Annotated in this window: 14 protein-coding genes and 1 tRNA gene; 6 read left to right on the top strand and 9 right to left on the bottom strand. The window is 63.2% G+C overall.

Annotated elements, in window-relative coordinates; all coding sequences use genetic code 11:
- The first annotated feature begins 66 nt into the window (after positions 1-66).
- Positions 67-1,089 (top strand): YlbL family protein, encoded by a 1,023-nt coding sequence (locus AADZ55_RS06060; protein ID WP_085323297.1) that lies wholly within the window; start codon positions 67-69, stop codon positions 1,087-1,089.
- Positions 1,090-1,216: 127 nt separating this feature from the next.
- Positions 1,217-4,198 (top strand): UPF0182 family protein, encoded by a 2,982-nt coding sequence (locus AADZ55_RS06065; protein ID WP_085323298.1) that lies wholly within the window; start codon positions 1,217-1,219, stop codon positions 4,196-4,198.
- Between the two features lie 90 nt (positions 4,199-4,288).
- Here the strand turns inward: AADZ55_RS06065 and AADZ55_RS06070 are convergent, their stop codons facing one another.
- Positions 4,289-5,287 (bottom strand): TIGR03617 family F420-dependent LLM class oxidoreductase, encoded by a 999-nt coding sequence (locus AADZ55_RS06070; RefSeq protein WP_423202388.1) that lies wholly within the window; start codon positions 5,285-5,287, stop codon positions 4,289-4,291.
- Between the two features lie 241 nt (positions 5,288-5,528).
- Between AADZ55_RS06070 and AADZ55_RS06075 the strand changes: the two genes are divergently transcribed.
- A tRNA-Met gene (locus AADZ55_RS06075) sits at positions 5,529-5,605 on the top strand.
- Positions 5,606-5,690: 85 nt separating this feature from the next.
- Here AADZ55_RS06075 and AADZ55_RS06080 read toward each other — a convergent pair.
- Positions 5,691-6,695: a tyrosine-type recombinase/integrase gene (locus AADZ55_RS06080; protein WP_085323299.1), complete on the bottom strand. Its 1,005-nt coding sequence runs from the start codon at positions 6,693-6,695 to the stop codon at positions 5,691-5,693.
- A gap of 349 nt (positions 6,696-7,044) precedes the next feature.
- On the bottom strand, positions 7,045-7,494 hold the full coding sequence (locus AADZ55_RS06085; RefSeq protein WP_423202389.1) for a DUF6319 family protein: 450 nt from the start codon (positions 7,492-7,494) through the stop codon (positions 7,045-7,047).
- A 598-nt stretch (positions 7,495-8,092) separates the two neighbouring features.
- Here AADZ55_RS06085 and AADZ55_RS06090 point away from each other — a divergent pair.
- Complete coding sequence (locus AADZ55_RS06090; RefSeq protein WP_085323300.1) at positions 8,093-9,778, top strand: GMC family oxidoreductase; 1,686 nt, start codon at positions 8,093-8,095, stop codon at positions 9,776-9,778.
- A gap of 89 nt (positions 9,779-9,867) precedes the next feature.
- Here the strand turns inward: AADZ55_RS06090 and AADZ55_RS06095 are convergent, their stop codons facing one another.
- From AADZ55_RS06095 to AADZ55_RS06105, 3 genes are all read right to left on the bottom strand, one after another.
- A complete protein-coding gene (locus AADZ55_RS06095) occupies positions 9,868-11,238 on the bottom strand; it encodes a HipA domain-containing protein (RefSeq protein ID WP_085323301.1) in 1,371 nt (456 codons plus the stop codon).
- Positions 11,235-11,486, bottom strand: coding sequence for a helix-turn-helix domain-containing protein (locus tag AADZ55_RS06100; RefSeq protein ID WP_085323302.1), 252 nt, complete (start codon positions 11,484-11,486; stop codon positions 11,235-11,237). Before AADZ55_RS06100 ends, AADZ55_RS06095 begins: the two co-directional genes overlap by 4 nt.
- A 104-nt stretch (positions 11,487-11,590) precedes the next feature.
- Positions 11,591-11,743, bottom strand: coding sequence for a hypothetical protein (locus AADZ55_RS06105; protein WP_165759322.1), 153 nt, complete (start codon positions 11,741-11,743; stop codon positions 11,591-11,593).
- 177 nt (positions 11,744-11,920) lie between these two features.
- Between AADZ55_RS06105 and AADZ55_RS06110 the strand changes: the two genes are divergently transcribed.
- Positions 11,921-13,834, top strand: a complete 1,914-nt coding sequence (locus AADZ55_RS06110; RefSeq protein ID WP_085323303.1) for an alkyl/aryl-sulfatase — start codon at positions 11,921-11,923, stop codon at positions 13,832-13,834.
- A gap of 223 nt (positions 13,835-14,057) precedes the next feature.
- Here the strand turns inward: AADZ55_RS06110 and AADZ55_RS06115 are convergent, their stop codons facing one another.
- The 3 genes from AADZ55_RS06115 to AADZ55_RS06125 all read right to left on the bottom strand — a co-directional run bounded on the left by AADZ55_RS06115 (position 14,058) and on the right by AADZ55_RS06125 (position 16,449).
- The gene (locus AADZ55_RS06115; RefSeq protein ID WP_278248557.1) at positions 14,058-14,183 is read right to left on the bottom strand and encodes a hypothetical protein; all 126 of its coding nucleotides are present in this window, start codon (positions 14,181-14,183) and stop codon (positions 14,058-14,060) included.
- Between the two features lie 43 nt (positions 14,184-14,226).
- On the bottom strand, positions 14,227-14,742 hold the full coding sequence (locus AADZ55_RS06120; RefSeq protein WP_085323304.1) for a hypothetical protein: 516 nt from the start codon (positions 14,740-14,742) through the stop codon (positions 14,227-14,229).
- Positions 14,743-15,483: 741 nt separating this feature from the next.
- Positions 15,484-16,449 carry a TIGR03560 family F420-dependent LLM class oxidoreductase gene (locus AADZ55_RS06125; RefSeq protein WP_085323306.1) on the bottom strand — a complete coding sequence of 322 codons (966 nt, stop codon included), beginning with the start codon at positions 16,447-16,449 and terminating at the stop codon, positions 15,484-15,486.
- Between the two features lie 210 nt (positions 16,450-16,659).
- On the opposite strand from AADZ55_RS06125, the gene AADZ55_RS06130 reads away from it, so the two are divergent.
- Entirely contained in the window at positions 16,660-18,150 is a 1,491-nt protein-coding gene (locus tag AADZ55_RS06130; RefSeq protein WP_242669968.1) for an amino acid permease, read from the top strand.
- Positions 18,151-18,161: the final 11 nt, after the last annotated feature.

The raw sequence follows: 18,161 nt of genomic DNA on the forward strand, positions 1-18,161 counted from the left end.
TAGCGTCATCTGCGGTCACGCTCGCAGCTGAACCAGCTCCGGCCAGCTCCGTCTAGTGTATGCGGCGTGAACAGGCGGATTTTGACCTTGCTGGTCGCGCTGGTGCCGATCGTGGTGTTCGGTGTGTCGCTCGCCGTGGTGACCGTGCCGTTCGTGTCATTGGGACCCGGCCCGACGTTCAACACGCTCGGCGAGGTGGACGGCAAGCAGGTAGTCCAGATCGTGGGAACCCAAACGCACCCGACGTCGGGCCACCTCAACATGACGACGGTGTCCCAGCGCGACGGTCTGACCCTGGGTGAAGCCTTGACCCTGTGGTTGTCGGGCCAAGAGCAGCTGGTGCCGCGTGATCTCGTCTACCCTCCGGGCAAGTCGCGGGAGGAAATCGACAAGTCCAATAGCGCTGATTTCAAGGATTCCGAGGACAGCGCCGAATACGCCGCCCTCGGATATCTCAAATATCCGCGTGCAGTCACCGTCGCGACGGTTAGCGATCCCGGTCCGTCGATGGGCAAGCTGAAGTCGGGCGATGCCATCGACGCGGTCAACGGCACTGCGGTGGCCAATGTCGAGCAGTTCACCGCATTGCTGAAGAACACCAAGCCCGGACAGGTGGTGACGATCGACTTTCGTCGCAAGAACGAGCCGGCGGGCGTTGCGGAGATCACGCTGGGCACAAACAAGGATCGCGACTACGGCTTCATGGGTGTCGCGGTGCTTGATGCGCCGTGGGCGCCGTTCGTCGTGGACTTCCACCTCGCCAATGTGGGCGGGCCTTCGGCCGGCCTGATGTTCAGTCTGGCGGTTATTGACAAGCTCACCACCGGCGACCTGGTCGGGTCCACGTTCGTCGCGGGCACCGGCACGATCTCGGTCGATGGCAAGGTGGGCCCGATCGGCGGCATCACGCACAAGATGGAGGCCGCGCGGTCTGCGGGTGCGACGGTGTTCCTGGTGCCCGCGAAGAACTGCTACGAGGCGACCTCCGACAACCCGCCGGGCCTGCGGTTGGTAAAGGTTGAGACGCTCAGTCAAGCGGTGGACGCGTTGCACGCAATGACGTCGGGCGCGCCGACGCCGAGTTGCTAGTCCGGCAATCGGGCAATCGGGCACAGCCCGCCGACGATGCAGACCGCGGAGCGGTCTGAGGTGCGGTGCGTAGAGTTGTGACCGTCTAGGAGATCTCAATCGGCCAGGAAGAGCAGGGAGCGTAGTAGTGGGAATGCGGCCCGCCGCAAGGATGCCGAAGCTGACACGGCGTAGCCGGATTCTGATCATGATCGCGCTGGGCGTGATCGTGCTGCTACTCGCCGGTCCGCGGTTGATCGACGCATACGTCGACTGGCTGTGGTTCGGTGAGCTGGGCTACCGCTCGGTGTTCACCACCGTGCTGGTTACCCGCATTGTGGTGTTCCTGGTTGCTGGGTTGGTGGTCGGCGGCATCGTGTTCGCCGGGCTCGCCCTGGCCTACCGCGCCCGCCCGGTCTTCGTCCCGAATAGCGACAGCGATCCGGTCGCACGGTATCGCGCTGTCGTGCTGACACGGCTGCGGCTAGTGGGCATTGGAATCCCCGCGGCGATCGGCTTGCTGGCCGGCATCGTCGCGCAGAGCTACTGGGTTCGCATCCAGCTGTTCCTGCACGGCGGCGACTTCGGGGTCAGGGACCCGCAGTTCGGCCGGGATCTTGGCTTCTACGCGTTTGAATTGCCGTTCTACCGACTGATACTGAGCTACCTGTTCGTCTCGGTATTTCTGGCGTTCGTGGCGAACCTGGTAGCCCACTACATCTTCGGCGGCATTCGTCTGTCTGGACGCACCGGCGTAATGGGCCGCTCGGCGCGTGTCCAGTTGGTCAGCCTGGTTGGTGTGCTGGTGCTACTCAAGGCACTTGCCTATTGGCTGGATCGATTTGAGCTGCTGTCGCACACGCGTACCGGTAAGCCGTTCACTGGAGCCGGGTACACCGATATCAACGCGGTACTGCCGGCCAAGCTTATTCTGATGGCGATCGCACTGATTTGCGCGGTCGCGGTGTTCTCCGCGATCGTCCTGCGGGACTTGCGGATTCCGGCCATCGGCTTGGTCTTGTTGCTGCTGTCGTCGCTGATTGTGGGCGCCGGCTGGCCGTTGATCGTCGAGCAGATCAGTGTCAAACCCAACGCCGCGCAAAAGGAAAGCGAATACATCAGCCGAAGTATCATTGCGACTCGGCAAGCATATGGCCTGACGTCTGACGTGGTGACCTACCGCAACTACAGCGGCGATAGCCCGGCAACCGCGCAGCAGGTTGCCGCCGACCGCGCGACCACCTCGAACATCCGGCTACTCGACCCGACGATCGTCAGCCCGGCATTCACCCAGTTCCAGCAGGGCAAAAACTTCTACTACTTCCCCGACCAGCTGTCGATCGACCGCTACGTCGACCGCAACGGAAACCTGCGTGACTACGTCGTCGCGGCACGTGAGCTCAACCCGGACCGGTTGATCGACAACCAACGTGACTGGATCAACCGGCACACCGTGTACACGCACGGAAACGGATTCATCGCATCACCGGCCAACACGGTGCGTGGCATCGCCAACGACCCGAATCAAAACGGCGGATACCCCGAGTTCCTGGTCAACGTCGTTGGCGCCAACGGCACTGTGGTGTCCGACGGGCCGGCGCAGCTGGATCAGCCGCGGATCTACTTCGGCCCGGTGATCTCCGACACGTCCGCCGACTATGCGATCGTCGGAAAGAACGGCGACGACCGCGAATACGACTACGAGACCAACGTCGACACCAAGAGATACACCTACGCCGGGAGCGGTGGAGTCGCGCTTGGTGGTTGGTTGGCGCGGAGTGTGTTCGCTGCGAAGTTCGCCGAGCGAAACTTCTTGTTCTCCAGCGTTATTGGCTCCAACAGCAAGATCTTGTTCAACCGCGATCCCGCGCAGCGGGTGGAGGCGGTGGCGCCGTGGCTGACAACGGACAGCGCTGTGTATCCCGCGATCGTCGACAAGCGATTGGTGTGGATCATCGACGGCTACACCACGCTAGACAATTACCCGTACTCCGAACTCACCTCGCTGTCCTCGGCGACCGCGGATTCCAACGAGGTGGCTTTCAACCGGTTGGTCCCGGACAAGAAGGTCTCCTATATCCGCAATTCGGTGAAGGCCACCGTGGACGCCTACGACGGAACGGTCACGCTGTACCAGCAGGACGAACAGGATCCGGTGCTCAAGGCTTGGATGCAGGTCTTTCCCGGCACGGTCAAGCCCAAGAGTGACATCACACCGGAGCTAGCCGACCACCTGCGCTATCCCGAGGACCTGTTCAAGGTGCAGCGCATGCTGCTGGCTAAATATCACGTCAACGACCCGGTGACGTTCTTCTCCACATCGGATTTCTGGGACGTGCCGCTGGATCCGAATCCGACCGCCAGCAGCTATCAGCCGCCGTATTACATCGTCGCGAAAAACATTGCCAAGAACGACAATTCGGCGTCGTACCAACTGACCAGCGCGATGAACAGATTCAAGCGCGACTATCTGGCCGCCTACATCAGCGCCAGTTCCGACCCCGCGACGTACGGCAAGATCACGGTGCTGACCATCCCGGGCCAGGTCAACGGGCCCAAGCTGGCCAATAACGCGATCACCACCGATACCGCGGTATCGCAGGATCTGGGTGTGATCGGCCGCGACAATCAAAACCGAATCAGGTGGGGCAACTTGCTTACCCTTCCGGTGGCAGAGGGTGGCCTGCTGTACGTCGAACCCGTCTATGCATCCCCGGGGGCCAGCGACGCCGCCTCCTCGTACCCGCGGCTGATCCGCGTGGCGATGATGTACAACGACAAGGTCGGATACGGTCCCACCGTCCGGGATGCGCTCACCGGCTTGTTCGGGCCGGGTGCCGGTGCGACGGCCACCGGGATCGCGCCCGCCGAAGGCGGTGTAGCGCCGGCCCCCCCTGCGAACCCAACGCCGCCGCCCGGTGGACCTCAACCGCAGTCGCCGCCGACGGCCGTGCCTCCGGCGCCCGACGGGTCTGCCCCCTTATCGCCGGCGAAAGCCGCTGCGCTGCAGGAGATCCAGGTTGCGATCGGCGCGGCGCGGGACGCGCAGAAAAAGGGTGACTTCGCCGCCTACGGGGCAGCGCTGCAGCGACTCGACGACGCCATCACCAAGTTCAACGACGCCAACTAGGCGGCGGTTCCTCGCGCGAGTGACCGTGTATGTACCGGGACACGCCGCAATCCCTGGCATTCTGCGCGCTCGTCGACTGAGCCGGCGTGCCTATCGCTGCATTCGACGGGCGACCTCGCCGTAGCGTTCGAAGCGCTCCCGATCGCCGATGGCGTTGTACAGCACGAGACGCGTTGCGATCCCGGCGAATTTCTTGGTCAGCGCGTCGGCCAACGCGTCCCACGTCGATTCGGTGGCAAACGCGGCGATGTGCTCGTCGGTGATCTGGGCCGCCATGCCGGTGAAGTCCCCGGCCTTCTGCTTCTCCCGAATCCGCGCGGTCGTCCCCTCGAACCCGGCCTCGTCCCAGATGAACGCGTAGTTGGGTGTGCTTCCGTAGAACGCCAAGCTGCCGCGCACCAGTTCGCGTTCGTTCTCGCGTTCTTCGTCGGTGTCGCCGACGATTGTCATCGCCGGCACGATCACCGCGATGTCCGATGGTGAGCGCCGCGCTTTCGCAGCCCCCTCGGCGATGTTCGGCAGCACTTGACGGGTGAGATAGCCGGGTTCGCCAATCGGATGGATGTGCACCCCGTCGGCCACTTCGCCCGCCATCCGCAGCATCCACGGATTTACCGCGGCAATGTCGACCTTGGGATCGGGTGCGTCGATGGGCCCCGGGCTCCATTGCGGCGTTATGAAGTCGAGATCGTAGAACTCGCCGTGGTGATCAAGCGTGCCCGTTCGGAAGGCGGCGAAGCAGGCCTTCACGGCGAGCACGTAGTCGCGCAATCGCGGACCGGGGCGGTGGAAGGCCATACCGTAGCGCCGCACGATGTGCCTGCGCACCTGGGTGCCGAGTCCGAGCCGGAACTTCCCGCCGGTTGCTTCCTGCAGCTCCCACGCCGCGGCCGCCGTGACGAAGGGACTCCGCGGAAACGCCAACGCGATCCCGGTGGACAGCTCAAGGCCGGGCGCGGCCTGCGAGGCGACGGCGGCGTTGAGATAGGCCGTGCGGCCGGTCTCGGTGAACAGCACCCCGGAGAACCCCGCGGCCTGGGTCCGACACGCCAGGTCACCGATCTGGCCCAGCGGTTGCGGAATCATCATCACGTCGATGCGCACGGCGCAAACAGTACGCCCGAGATCCCGCGCCCCGATTTCGCCGGCGGTCAGCACATGCTGTGGAACGGTTCTGCCGCGAGTTGTCCGGGTTCGGCGAACTGGCCGATACGTATCGTCTGGCCTAGCGGACGCCTGGATCGCGAACGCAGCCGACGTCGGCGAATCCAACCCGCGAGCGGGCGATTTGGTGTGGTTCCCACGTGTTGGGTAACCTTGCGTTTACCAACGCGGGGTGGAGCAGCTCGGTAGCTCGCTGGGCTCATAACCCAGAGGTCGCAGGTTCGAATCCTGTCCCCGCTACCAGCGGAAATGGCCCTCGGAGGAGACTCCGGGGGCCATTTTCATGCCCGATGGCCACGCATTTGGCCACATTAGTGGGCGTAGACATCTAGCTGCTGCCTTCGTCGGCCGGACCCCAGCCGCTGCCGACAAGGAATGCCGCCGCTGGTTCGGCGGCGTCTCGGTGATCGTTTCGCAGAACATGGGCGTAGGTCTGCAGAAAGAATTCAACATTGGCGTGGCCGATCCGCTGGCTGATCACCTTCGGGCTTATGCCGGCTTTGAGGGCACCGGTCGCGTAGGAGTGCCGCGGATCGTGGAAGGTGATCCGCGAGAGTCCCGCGGCCGCTGCGAGACGATTGAAGCGCTGTCTGATGGAGTCGGGGTGCGGTGGGCGGCCGTCGTCGAAGGTGAAGACATAGTCGCCGGGGTGGTAGTCGTGGCCGAAGAACACTCGCTCGCGGTTCTGGGTTTCCCGCCAGTCGCGTAGAGCGGCCACTGTAGCCCGATCGATCGAGATCGTCTGGTCGGCGTTCATTGTTTTGCCACCTTCCTTGTCTCGCGCGTGGCCGCCGACGACGACGCGATTGTCGTGCACGGTGATCTCGGCGGCATCGAGGTCTACGGCCGTCCACCTGAGTCCGCAAATCTGGCCTCGGCGGATCCCGGTGGTCAGTTCCAGCAAGAACAGCGCGGCGAACCGGTCGTGCTGGATGGAGTTGAGGAAGGCCTGAATCTGGTCAGGCTTCCACACTTTCCGGCGCGTTCGGGGGCGTTTGGGCGGCTTGACGTTGCTTGCTGGGTTGTCGTTGATGTATTTCCAGGCAACTGCGTCGACGAGTGCGCGGTGGATCATCGCGTGGATGTTGCGCACCGTTTTGGGTGCCAGGCCAGGTGGCATCGGCTTCGGAATAATGCCGGACCTGTACCGCCGCAACGCTGCCCGTGCTGCGTGGATGGTCGTCTTTCCCCCCGCCAACCCGGCCGCGCGGGATTCGTCGAGTGGCGGTTCGAGGCCGACCTCGGCGAGCCACTGGGCGCACAGCCGGTTGAGGTGCCGGTGGAGTTCGGGCAGACGCGCAGGCGGAGCGCTGCATCTTGGTTGAGGTGCCATTGCTAAGCGCCGCGAGTACGTGGTCTACAGCCCGCGCGGCTCGGCTGAGGCGTAGAGCAATTGCTTCCATCGACTGGACGAGTGTTCTGTCAGCCCCCACCGTCGCCATTAGCTGGATGGCCGTGAGGTGCGGAACTGACGCGTTGATGCCCGCCAGGTACAAGTCCGCGACCGAGGTTGCGTTGTAGGTTTGGACGAAAGTGCCCCCACCCACCAACAGTCGTCTGGCAGTTTCCAGCACGGGATTACCCGTCATACGCAGGTATCCTCGACGATTTTCAGTTCTGCCTCGGCCAGGCTTGGGCGAGCTCCCGCGCGGTCGGGGAATGCCGCGAAGCAGCCCAGGATCTCAGTCCAAGTTGGCGAGGACCTTGCGGGCGGCTTCGAGTTCGGCTTCGAGTGCGGCGACCCTGGCGGCCTGCTGGGAGCGCGCTTCCCCGATTACCTCGTCGATCGGGGTGGAGAGATCCTGGTGCAGTTCCTTAGCCGCGCGGGAAACGGCCGCGGCCGCGACGGCAACGTTGCGGGCCAGGTAGGCGCTGCCCTGCTTGAGCTCGGCGTGCCATTCGCCGTCCGCGGCACCAGTGACAGTAAGGGTCAGTTCGAGAGTTTTGGTCCTCTTGCTCGCCGCCTTCTTTGCCGTTGCCTTCTTCGGTTTCTCCGCGGTGGAAGTTTCAGAGGTCGGCGCGTCGGGTGTCGGCGCACTCCCAGGCGAGTTGACGTCGACAGAGCTAATCAGGGCGTCGGAAGTGTTGGGGTCGGCGTGCAACACTTCTGCTGCCGGAGTGTCTGCAGTCATCGTCACAGTGAGCTCCTTCTCAAGTTGGCGCGCAGTGGGCGGGCGGTGAAGGCTATTAGAACACACGTTCGGCACCCGTACGTACTTGCCGCGCGCACCAACTCATCGCCAGCAATCGCCCTAGGGGCAGGGGGATAGTCGGTTGCGCCTGTCTCCATTTGTCGTTGATATGTAGACCGAATCAAGCGTGAGCGCACTGCTGCTCGCGTTCATGGGGCACAAAAACTCACCTCGGACGCCCGAGGGTCGGAAGCGCTAGCGGCGGGCACCTAGCGGTCGAGCACGTCTTCTGGCCGTGGAGATTGAGCCGAGACCTTGGGCGGCGTGACTGCACTGCGCTGCACCTTTCCCACGACGACGGCCTCGTAGATCCTCAGGACGCTCGATATGCCTGGCGGACTTCGGAGCGTTGCGCCCTTGTTAGCAAACCTGGCGGTTACTGTCAGGCCCGCTCAGGGGCCGGGACCGCGCCGCCGCACCGGCCACTAAGGCTGCCCAGGCCTGAACCGCGACAGCACGCACGGGAACGGGAGCGTACGGGGCCGGCCATCGCGCATACTAGGACGCGCATCCGACGCAATGGAGGACCGAAGCCGGAATGAGCCCGGTCGCCGAATTCGACTTCATCATCGTGGGAGCAGGCAGTGCGGGCTGCCTGCTCGCCAATCGGCTCAGCGCCAACCCTGATTGCCGTGTGCTTTTGATTGAGGCCGGCGGCAACGATGACTGGTTCTGGATCAAGGTGCCGGTGGGCTATCTGTACACAATTGCCAACCCCCGCGCCGACTGGTGTTTGACGACCGAGGCCGACCCGGGTCTCGCCGGACGCAGCATCCACTACGCGCGGGGCCGCGTGATCGGCGGCTGCTCGTCGATCAACGCCATGATCCACATGCGCGGTCAGGCTTGCGATTACGACCTGTGGGCGCAGGCCACAGGTGACGAGCGATGGCTCTGGGGTGGCCCGGACTGCCCAGGCGAGACACTGGCCATCTACAAAAAGTTGGAGGACTACTTCGGCGGAGCCGACGACTGGCACGGCGCCGGTGGTGAGATCCGCGTCGAGCGGCCGCGTGTGCGCTGGAAGATCTTGAATGCCTGGCAGGCCGCTGCCGCCCAGGTGGGCATTGCTCCGATCGACGAGTTCAACCGGGGCGACAACGCCGGCAGTGCGTACTTTCATGTCAACCAACGGCGTGGCCGTCGCTGGTCGATGGCCGATGCTTTCTTGCATCCCGTCGCCCACCGACCCAATCTCACCGTCTACACACAGACCCAGGCCTTGCGGCTTCTGATGGACGACCAGGTCCACGAGTACCAGCGTCGCGGTGCCTGGACCACTGCGCAGCACCGCGTCACCGGCCTGCGGCTGCTCAAAGGCGGCCAAATCGTCGACGTACGAGCCCGTCGGGAGGTGATCCTGAGCGCCGGAGCTATCGGCTCGCCGCATCTGATGCAGGTCTCGGGTCTGGGCCCGGCTGCTCTACTGACCCAGCATCAAGTTCCGGTGGCCGTCGATCTGCCAGGCGTGGGCGAAAACCTCCAGGATCACCTGCAACTTCGAACGGTCTACCGGGTGCGCGGCGCCCCGACTGTCAACACGCTGTACCGGAACTGGATCAGCCGTGCGGGCATGGGACTTCAGTACCTGCTGATGCGATCAGGGCCCATGACCATGCCGCCTTCCACGCTGGGGGCGTTCGCCAAGAGCGACCCAGCGATGGCCAGTGCCGATTTGGAGTGGCATGTGCAGCCCTTGTCTTTGCCGAAGTTCGGCGAACCCCTGCATCGGTTCGGGGCGATCACTCCCTCGGTCTGCAATCTGCGACCCAGCTCGCGCGGCCATGTGCGCATGGCCAATGCAGATCCGCTGACCAGCCCGAAGATTTTCTGCAACTACCTCTCGACTGACGCCGATCGTCGCACCGCCGTGCGCGGCCTCCGGATGACCCGGCAGATCATGGCGGCGCCGGCTCTGGCCCGCTACCGCCCGCAAGAGTTGCTTCCCGGCCCGCAACTGGTGAGCGACGAAGAGCTGCAGAAGGCGGCCAGTGAACTGGGTACGACGATTTTCCACCCGGTGGGCACCTGCGTGATGGGAGCCTTTGACACCCGCGGTCGGCCGCGGTCGGCCGCCACGGTGCTCGACACCGACTGCCGCGTGTATCGCGTCGCCGGCCTTCGAGTGGTCGATGCTTCGGCGATGCCCACCATCACCTCCGGCAACACCAACGCGCCGGTGATGCTCATCGCAGAGCGCGCCGCGCGCGCGATCCTGGGATAGGTCGAATTAGACGAGAACTATGCACCCGGTTGCGAGGCGCTCGGGCCGATGTCGGGGTGAGGAGATTTCGCGCGGCCATTCCGGTCAACTCACGGCGTTGATGTCGTCCCGCCACGGGCCGGGGCGGCCCCGTGCTTTTTGGCGGTGATCGTGTCCAGCGTTAGGCTCGGCCGTGATGATCGTTTGACGCCGCCGAGTGGCTGTCCGGTTTCAAGTCGATGCGATCGCGCCAGCACCGTCTCAATCAAGTGTTCGGACGGCCAGCCTTCGGTGATCTCGGCGGGCAGGTCCTCGATGCCTGAGCGGACGTGCGTTGCGAGTTCGTCGAGCGCCTGCTCGGCTGCGCGAGCGGGGAGGCCCATGGCCTTCGCCTCGTCGAGAAGCGCCTGTCGATCCACCTTGGCAAGCGACTGCTGCGCACCGATCTTGGTGCCCATGGTTCCCGACAGCTCGGGGTATTCCAGCGTGGACAGCGAATCGTAAAGGGGCGCCGCTTTAACCACTCCGTCGTGGAGCATCAGTGAGTAGTTCTTGCCGTGGCCGTCCTCGTCGCCGACGATCGTGCGAAACGCGACCTGCTTGTAGATGTCCGCTATTTCCCGCTGCGGGGAGTCGGCGAATTCTCGAAGCACGCGGGCCATGCGCTCGGAGGGTCGACCGATCAGGTACTTGTCCTTCGGGCGAAGCCCGACGGCCTGGCACATGTCCTCCTGGTGTAAGCGGTGGATTGTTCCGTCGCTTGCGACGTTGCGGTCATAGCGCTCGGCGACGAGCGCGGTCGCATCGCCGATCCGCTCGATCCACACGGCGTTATCCGACAGGCCGCATTTCTGGGACAGGGCAAGCACCAGTGCCTCGTTCTCGGCGCTGTGGGGCCAGACGGTGGTGGGCTTGATGATATGCGTCGAGGGAAACCCATCGACCGGCATGCACCACCGCCCGTTCACGCGGGTCAGCAGCAGTTTGTCTTGAGCGCCCGCCAGTGACATCCGGATTCCCCTGGTGGGGTCGGCACCCAGAGGTCTCGCCGGCAGATTCTGAATGAGGTCGACAAGTTCCTGCTCGCTCAAGGGAGACGACAAACGCCCCTCGGTTGGCAACCCTTCGCCGGCAGGCACTACGACAACTGCCCCAGCGCATTCCCGCCCGTATTCGGCAAGGAGTGCCATGGCATCTGAAGGGGCTGCAGGAGCGCCGGCTAGATCGAGTTCCACGCCTCGCAGCCGTGCGGCGGCGTGTTGCAAAGCGCGACCTTCCGGAAGCAGGCCTTCCAGGAAGGAGCGTGAAACTGAGGGTGCGTTCGGTCCGGGAGCCGAGGGCAGGGAGCAGGACAGGATTGGTGCGCCACCGCCGTAGCCGAGGCGCCCCTCGTCGGTGTACTCCATCACGACTTTGCGTCCCCCGGATTTCGGGGTGGCTCGCGCGGTGAGTACTCCGTGCAGCCAAATATCCAGGCTCATCGGGCTTTCCAGCCTTGGCGAGGGCGGACCACCAGTTCGAGGTCAAGCGCGGCGAGCGTGTCGAACAGCTTCTCGATGGCCTTGGTGGCGTCGCCGGTTTCCAGTTGGGCGATGGAGAATCGGTTGGTTCGGGACCGCTCGGCAAGCTCGCTCTGGGTCAGTCCCCGGGCCTGGCGCGCAGCGCGTAGCGCACGCCCGAGCGCAGACGCTGAGCGCGCCACCATCTCGTGACCGCCAGATGTTGCCATTTGCTCACATTAGCCTGCCCGGAATTTTGATGACAAGAAATCATCACATTGCAGCCATCTGAGGTCGATGTTGATTTTTTCCAACATTATGTCGTCGTGCGATCTCATGTCACATCCAGTGCCGCCGCAACCGGCCCGGCGACGGCGAGCGCCGGTACGGCGCGCGAGTAGAGGAGCCGGGCAATTCCGCCCAAGTCGGCAGATCCCGAAGAGGTGGTGTATCCGGCGAGCGCGACCGAATCTGTCGTGGCGATCATTCGCCATGTCGAGGAACTGGTCGGCGACGTGGGAATGGCAGCGCTGGTGCGCGATCGCGAAGCCATCAGCACGTCGGGACAACCAGTCGATTTTGGGCAGCCGTGACCCAGCACTGGCGGGAGTTGTAGTCATTCGACTACACTATTGTAGTCGAATGACTACAATAGATCGTCGAAATGGAGGCAAAAACGGTGCTGAATAACAAGCTCCTCGAGGCGACCCCCAGGCCCCCTTCTATCGCCATCGAGGCCGCCCACCGCGCATACGTTCTGCCCAGCGATGACACGACGGACTTCGACAATGCCGATCGGGGATTCATCGCGGCATTGTCCCCGTGCGTCGTCAAGGCCGCGGATGGTCGCGTGGTTTGGGACAACGATGTGTATTCATTCCTCGGCGGACCCGCGCCGACATCGGTGCATCCGAGCCTGTGGCGGCAATCAATGCTGGCCGCCAAACAAGGCTTGTACGAGGTGGTGCCCGGCATCTACCAGGTCCGGGGACTAGACATCTCCAATATCAGCTTCATCGAGGGCGACACCGGCATCATTGTCATCGATCCGTTGGTCTGCACCGAGGTCGCCGCTGCGGCACTGGACCTGTATCGCGCCCACCGGGGTGGTGACCGTCGGGTCGTCGCGGTGATCTATACCCACAGTCACGTCGATCATTTCGGCGGCGTCCTGGGTGTCACCTCGCAGGCGGATGTCGATGCCGGCAAGGTCGCGGTGCTGGCACCGGAAGGCTTCACCGCGCATGCCGTGCAGGAGAACATCTACGCCGGCTCGGCAATGATGCGTCGCGCGGGCTACATGTATGGCTCGTACCTACCTCGTGGCCCGCAAAGTCAAGTGGGTTGCGGTCTTGGCCAAACCCTTTCGACCGGGAATGTCTCGATCATCGTACCGACGGTCGACATCAAGGAAACCGGCGAGAAGCACACGATCGACGGTGTGGAGATCGAATTCCAAATGGCCCCGGGCAGCGAAGCTCCCGCCGAGATGCACTTCTACTTCCCGCGCTTCCGCGCGCTGTGCATGGCCGAGAACGCCACGCACAACATGCACAACCTGCTGACCTTGCGCGGCGCGCTGGTACGCGACCCGCGCGCCTGGGCGAGCTATCTCACCGAGGCGATCGACACCTTCGCCGACCGCGCCGACGTCGTGTTCGCTTCACACCACTGGCCGACCTGGGAACGCGACAACATCGTCGAATACTTGTCGCAACAACGTGACATGTATTCCTACCTGCACGACCAGACGCTGCGGTTGCTGAACCGCGGGTACACGGGCGTGGAGATCGCCGAAATGTTCCAAATGCCACCCGCATTGGAGAAGGCTTGGCATACCCACGGCTACTACGGGTCGGTCAGCCACAACGTCAAAGCCATCTACCAGCGCTACATGGGCTGGTTCGACGGCAACCCTGGCCGGCTATGGCCCCACCCGCCCGAGGCGATCGCTCCGCGCTACGTTGAGGCAATGGGCGGGATTGACCGGGTCGTGGAGCTGGCTGGCAAAGCCTTTGCTGACGGTGATTTCCGTTGGACCGCAACACTTCTTGACCATGCAGTGTTCGCCGACGGCGAGCATGCCGCGGCCCGTCAACTCTATGCCGACACCCTGGAGCAACTCGCCTACGGCGCGGAGTGCGCGACCTGGCGCAACTACTTTCTGTCGGGTGCGGCCGAGTTGCGTGCCGGGAGCATTGGCACGTCGGGACAGAACCCGGCGCCAACGTTTTTCGATCAGCTGACCCTGGACCAGATTTTCAGCGCCCTCGCGATTAGCATCAACGGTCCGCGCGCGTGGGATCTGAACCTCGCCCTGGACTTCACCTTCACCGAGGTCGACGAAAACTATCGGCTCACGCTGCACAACGGCGTGCTGCTACATCGCAAGGTTCCCGCCGATTCCGTGACGGCGGACGCGACGGTGCGGGTGGGCAACAAGGTTCGGCTGGTTGCCGCGGCGCTGGGCGACATCAGTACGCCGGGTTTCGAGGTATCCGGCGACGAGACGGCGCTAGAGGCCTTCCTCGGTGTCCTCGATGGTCTTGACCCGACCTTCAACATTGTGACGCCATAGCGGCGATCGATCCGGATGCCCAACAGTCGTTCGTAGCGCGGCGGGCGAGTATTGACACACGGCGTAGGGGAGGATGGCACGCGGGTGTGACCTTGGGCTCGGATGTTTGGCACGTAGCCGGTATCCAAGCCCAAGGCCACACCTCACACAGCGGCGACAACGGTGACACGACGATCAATCCCGAGGTCACAGGCCACGTGCGGTCATCTTCGGCGAGCACAAATCACAGGTGCGTACCGGCCGAGCACAACCGCTGATGGCCACCTTCGGCAACCAGGCGATCAGCCAGCCTACGGATCGGCGGGGTGAAGACCACGTTGCCGCCGGCCTCCGCCTCCACGCCAGCCACCCAGATCACGCCCTCGCGCCGGTGCTGAACTCAGGAAACGCGACTAGTCCGCGACGCTGTCGTTTGATCGCTGCTCAGTGTAGGAGTCGATGAGGTCCTGGTTGACCTCATACTGGTCCGGCACCTGAAGGTCGGGTGCACTTTGCGCAGCCATTATTTCGGCCATGGTCTGGTCATCCATAGGCGACGGACTCGCACCTAAAGGCGGCGGACTCTCAATGTCTTCAATGCCCTCAATCCATTCCTCGCGGGGAATGTCCATTGCCGCGTCCGACAAAACTAGATCCAGGTCATCAAAATCTGGAGTTGACGGCCGCTCCGGCTCCTCCAGCGCCAACAGCTCCTGCAATTCCCGCTCATGTTCTGACAGAACCACCTGCTGCTGAAATTCATCCAGCCATTCATTGTCCGGGATGAAAATCTCTGTTTCAGGGTTCGGATCGGGCGTGATAGAAGCGGAAGCGATTGGAGCAAAAGCGACGAACGGCAGTGCGATCAGTGACCCGGCTACGGAGGCCCAGATGAAATTGTTTGGCCGGGCAGTTTTGGAGCGAAACACAACATTCCCTTTCTGTTGAACGGCGAGCCGCAACTAGTAACTCGCGCGAAAAATCGGCGACTCAGACAGGCCGGTCTGGTTCCGAAAACTATTGCTAAATAACAACGTTCAGAGCGGACATCCGCCCTGCAGCGAACTCAATAGTGATTGCAGAGATCGATGCGCTTAGCGCCGATAACACGACATGAATGGACCTAGGGGGCCCGTGTCCAATGCTGTCCGGTACACCACTGAGTGGTTCGGTTACTTTAGGGTGCTACCGCCTTGTGTCGGGAGTCTGAAATCGACTACCGAGTAAGGTAGGTGACTGCGCGTCAACGTTGACAGGTAGCACAAAATTCCTTCCACCGAAGCTCGCGGTGAACTTCTGATTACGGTGAACCGACGAGCACAGATATTAGACGCTTGTCCAATACACCTTCAAGCTCGGGGCGCCGCGAGTGATCAACCGCACAGGTGCCGTGTCGGGACGGCGGTTCGTAGGCGTGTGGATGTTAGGAAAGTGCCTTGCTTGCCGAACCGATCTGCACCGCAGCCAGGCACGGACCAGCCGCAAGCTCGTCGAGGGCCACAACCTCGAAATGGCGGTCGACTTGCGTGCTTCGCGGCGGGACGCAGATGAAACGGTTCGATCGAGCCAGGGCTGGCATCAACTCTTGCTGCGTTCCCAACCAGCGTTGCCGGCGCGATGCCTTACCGCATCCTCGCCGGTGTTCACGCGTCGCCACCGTGTTCCTGGGGTCAATCCAGTTGTGGCATTACTTCGGATGCGACGAGTTCGATGTGATCGAGGTCGTCGATGTCACGGATCATCAGGTAGGTGCGGCTGACCCCGGCTTCCGCGTAGCGGCTGATGCTGTCGACCAATTCGGACGGCGAGCCCGCGCCACCTCGTTCGCGAAGGTCCTCGACGCTGCGCTCGATCGCCGCGGCACGCGCGCCGACCTCGGCGTCGGTGCGCCCACAACACAAGGTCATGGTGTGCGAAAACCGCAGCTCGCTGGGTTCGCGGTTGATGGCCCGGCACGCTTGGCGGACTCGCTCGAATTGCGCGGCAGCCGCCTCAACGCCAGTCGGTGGGTTGGTGGTGAACGGATCGTCTATGTCTGTCCTGCCGGGTTGATGATTGAAGATGTCCGCGTAGCGGGCACTGAGGGCAGGCGTGCGCTTGGTCCCGGCGCCGCCGATGATGATCGGTGGACCTCCCGGTTGGCTGGGCTTGGGCAGCCCCGGGCAATCTTCAAGCCGATAGTGGGTGCCGTGGTAGCTGAACCGATCACCGATCGGAGTGCGCCATAGACCGGTGATCACCGCCAACGATTCCTCGAGCCGCTCAAAGCGTTGCTTCCACGGCGGGAAGGGAATGCCGTAGGCGCGGTGCTCGGGCTCATACCAGCCCGCGCCCAGCCCAAATTCAACTCGCCCCCCGCTCATCTGGTCGACCTGGGCAACCTGGATGGCCAGCGGACCCGGGTGGCGAAACGTCGCCGCAGTCACTAATACCCCGAGACGGATGGTGGAAGTCTCACGGGCAAGCCCCGCCAAGGTTATCCAGGCATCGGTAGAACCCGGCGGGACCTCGGCCCAATAGTGGTCACCTCGGACAAATCCGGCATAGCCGCACCTCTCGGCGGCCTGCGCCAGCCGCAGATGCTGAGGGTAGACGGACGACCCCGAGTGCGGCGCGGCGAAAACCATCAAATCCATGCAGCCAGCATGCCAGTGATAGCCCTGGATCGTTCCAGCTCCGTCGGCCGGACCTCGCAAGTTGCACACGGCCTGTGTGGTGCGCAAGGATCGCACATCCGAACGGAAGCCAACGAGGCCACGTCTTCGCCATTCGAGAGGGAACCCACTTGGAGCGATGTGAACGACCAGGAGGCCCCTTCCGTGGCCACAGCGCCTGATCTTCCCGGCGTGCGGCAGGGCAGACCGGCGCCCGACCTCCTCGGCGAAGACGTCGGATATCACAAGGGGCTCAAGCCTCGCCATCTTCAGATGATCGGCATTGGTGGGGCGATTGGAACCGGGCTTTTCCTCGGTGCTGGCGGCCGGCTCGCCAAGGCCGGGCCCGGGCTGTTCCTGATGTATGCCGTCGCCGGGCTGTTCGTCTTCTTGATCCTACGGGCGCTGGGTGAGTTGGTGCTGCACCGGCCATCGGCGGGTTCGTTTGTCTCGTATGCGCGTGAGTTCTTCGGTGAGAAGGCCGCCTATGTGGTGGGCTGGATGTACTTCCTGCACTGGGCGATGACGTCGATCGTCGATACCACCGCCGTCGCCACCTACTTGCACCGCTGGACTGTCTTTGGCGCCATACCGCAGTGGGTTTTGGCGTTCTTCGCCTTGGCGGTGGTTTTGGCGATGAACGTGATTTCTGTGGAGTGGTTCGGCGAACTGGAATTCTGGGCCGCGCTGATCAAAGTTGTTGCGTTGGTGGCATTTCTGGTTGTCGGAACCATTTTTCTGGCCCGGCGTTATGAGGTCGACGGCCAAAGCACCGGACTGAGCCTATGGACTAACCACGGTGGGTTGTTCCCGACCGGCCTGTTGCCGCTGTTGATGGTCAGCTCGGGAGTGGTGTTCGCCTACGCTTCAATCGAGTTGGTGGGTACCGCGGCGGGGGAGACGGCCGAGCCAGAGAAGATCATGCCGCGCGCGATCAACGCGGTGATCGCGCGCATAGCGATCTTCTACATTGGTTCGGTCGTGCTGCTGGCGCTGTTGCTGCCCTACACCGCATTCAGGCCCGGCGAGAGCCCGTTTGTTACGTTCTTCTCCAAAGTCGGTTTTCACGGTGCGGGCGACTTGATGAACGTGGTGGTTCTCACCGCCGCGCTTTCCAGCATGAATGCGGGGCTGTACTCCACCGGTCGCATCATGCACTCGATCGCGATGAGCGGCAGTGCCCCCGCGTTCACCGCGAGAATGTCGAAAAACGGTGTGCCGTACGGCGGAATCCTCTTGACCGGTGTCGTCGTTCTGTTCGGTGTCGCATTGAATGCGTTTAACCCCGGCGAGGCGTTCGAGATTGTGCTCAACATGTCTGCGTTGGGCATCATCGGCGGCTGGGCAACGATCGTGCTGTGTCAGCTTCGGTTTTTTCGACTTGCCAAAGCCAGGGTCGTGAATCGCCCAGCGTTCCGTATGCCCTTCAGCCCGTATAGCGGGTACCTCACCTTGCTATTTTTGGTCGCCGTGCTGGTGTTAATGGCGTTCGATGCACCGATCGGCACGTGGACCCTCGCAACGCTCGTGGTTGTTACCCCGGCGCTGGTTGCGGGCTGGTATGTGGTCCGTAAACGCGTGCGGGCGGTCGCCAACGAGCGACTCGGGTTTACCGGACCGTTTCCGGTGGTCGCCAACGTGCCCATGCGATCGCGAAGCCAATTCCCGTCGGAAGAAAGGTAAGGTCCCTCATC

The organism is Mycobacterium decipiens, assembly GCF_963853665.1.
Taxonomy (GTDB): domain Bacteria; phylum Actinomycetota; class Actinomycetes; order Mycobacteriales; family Mycobacteriaceae; genus Mycobacterium; species Mycobacterium decipiens.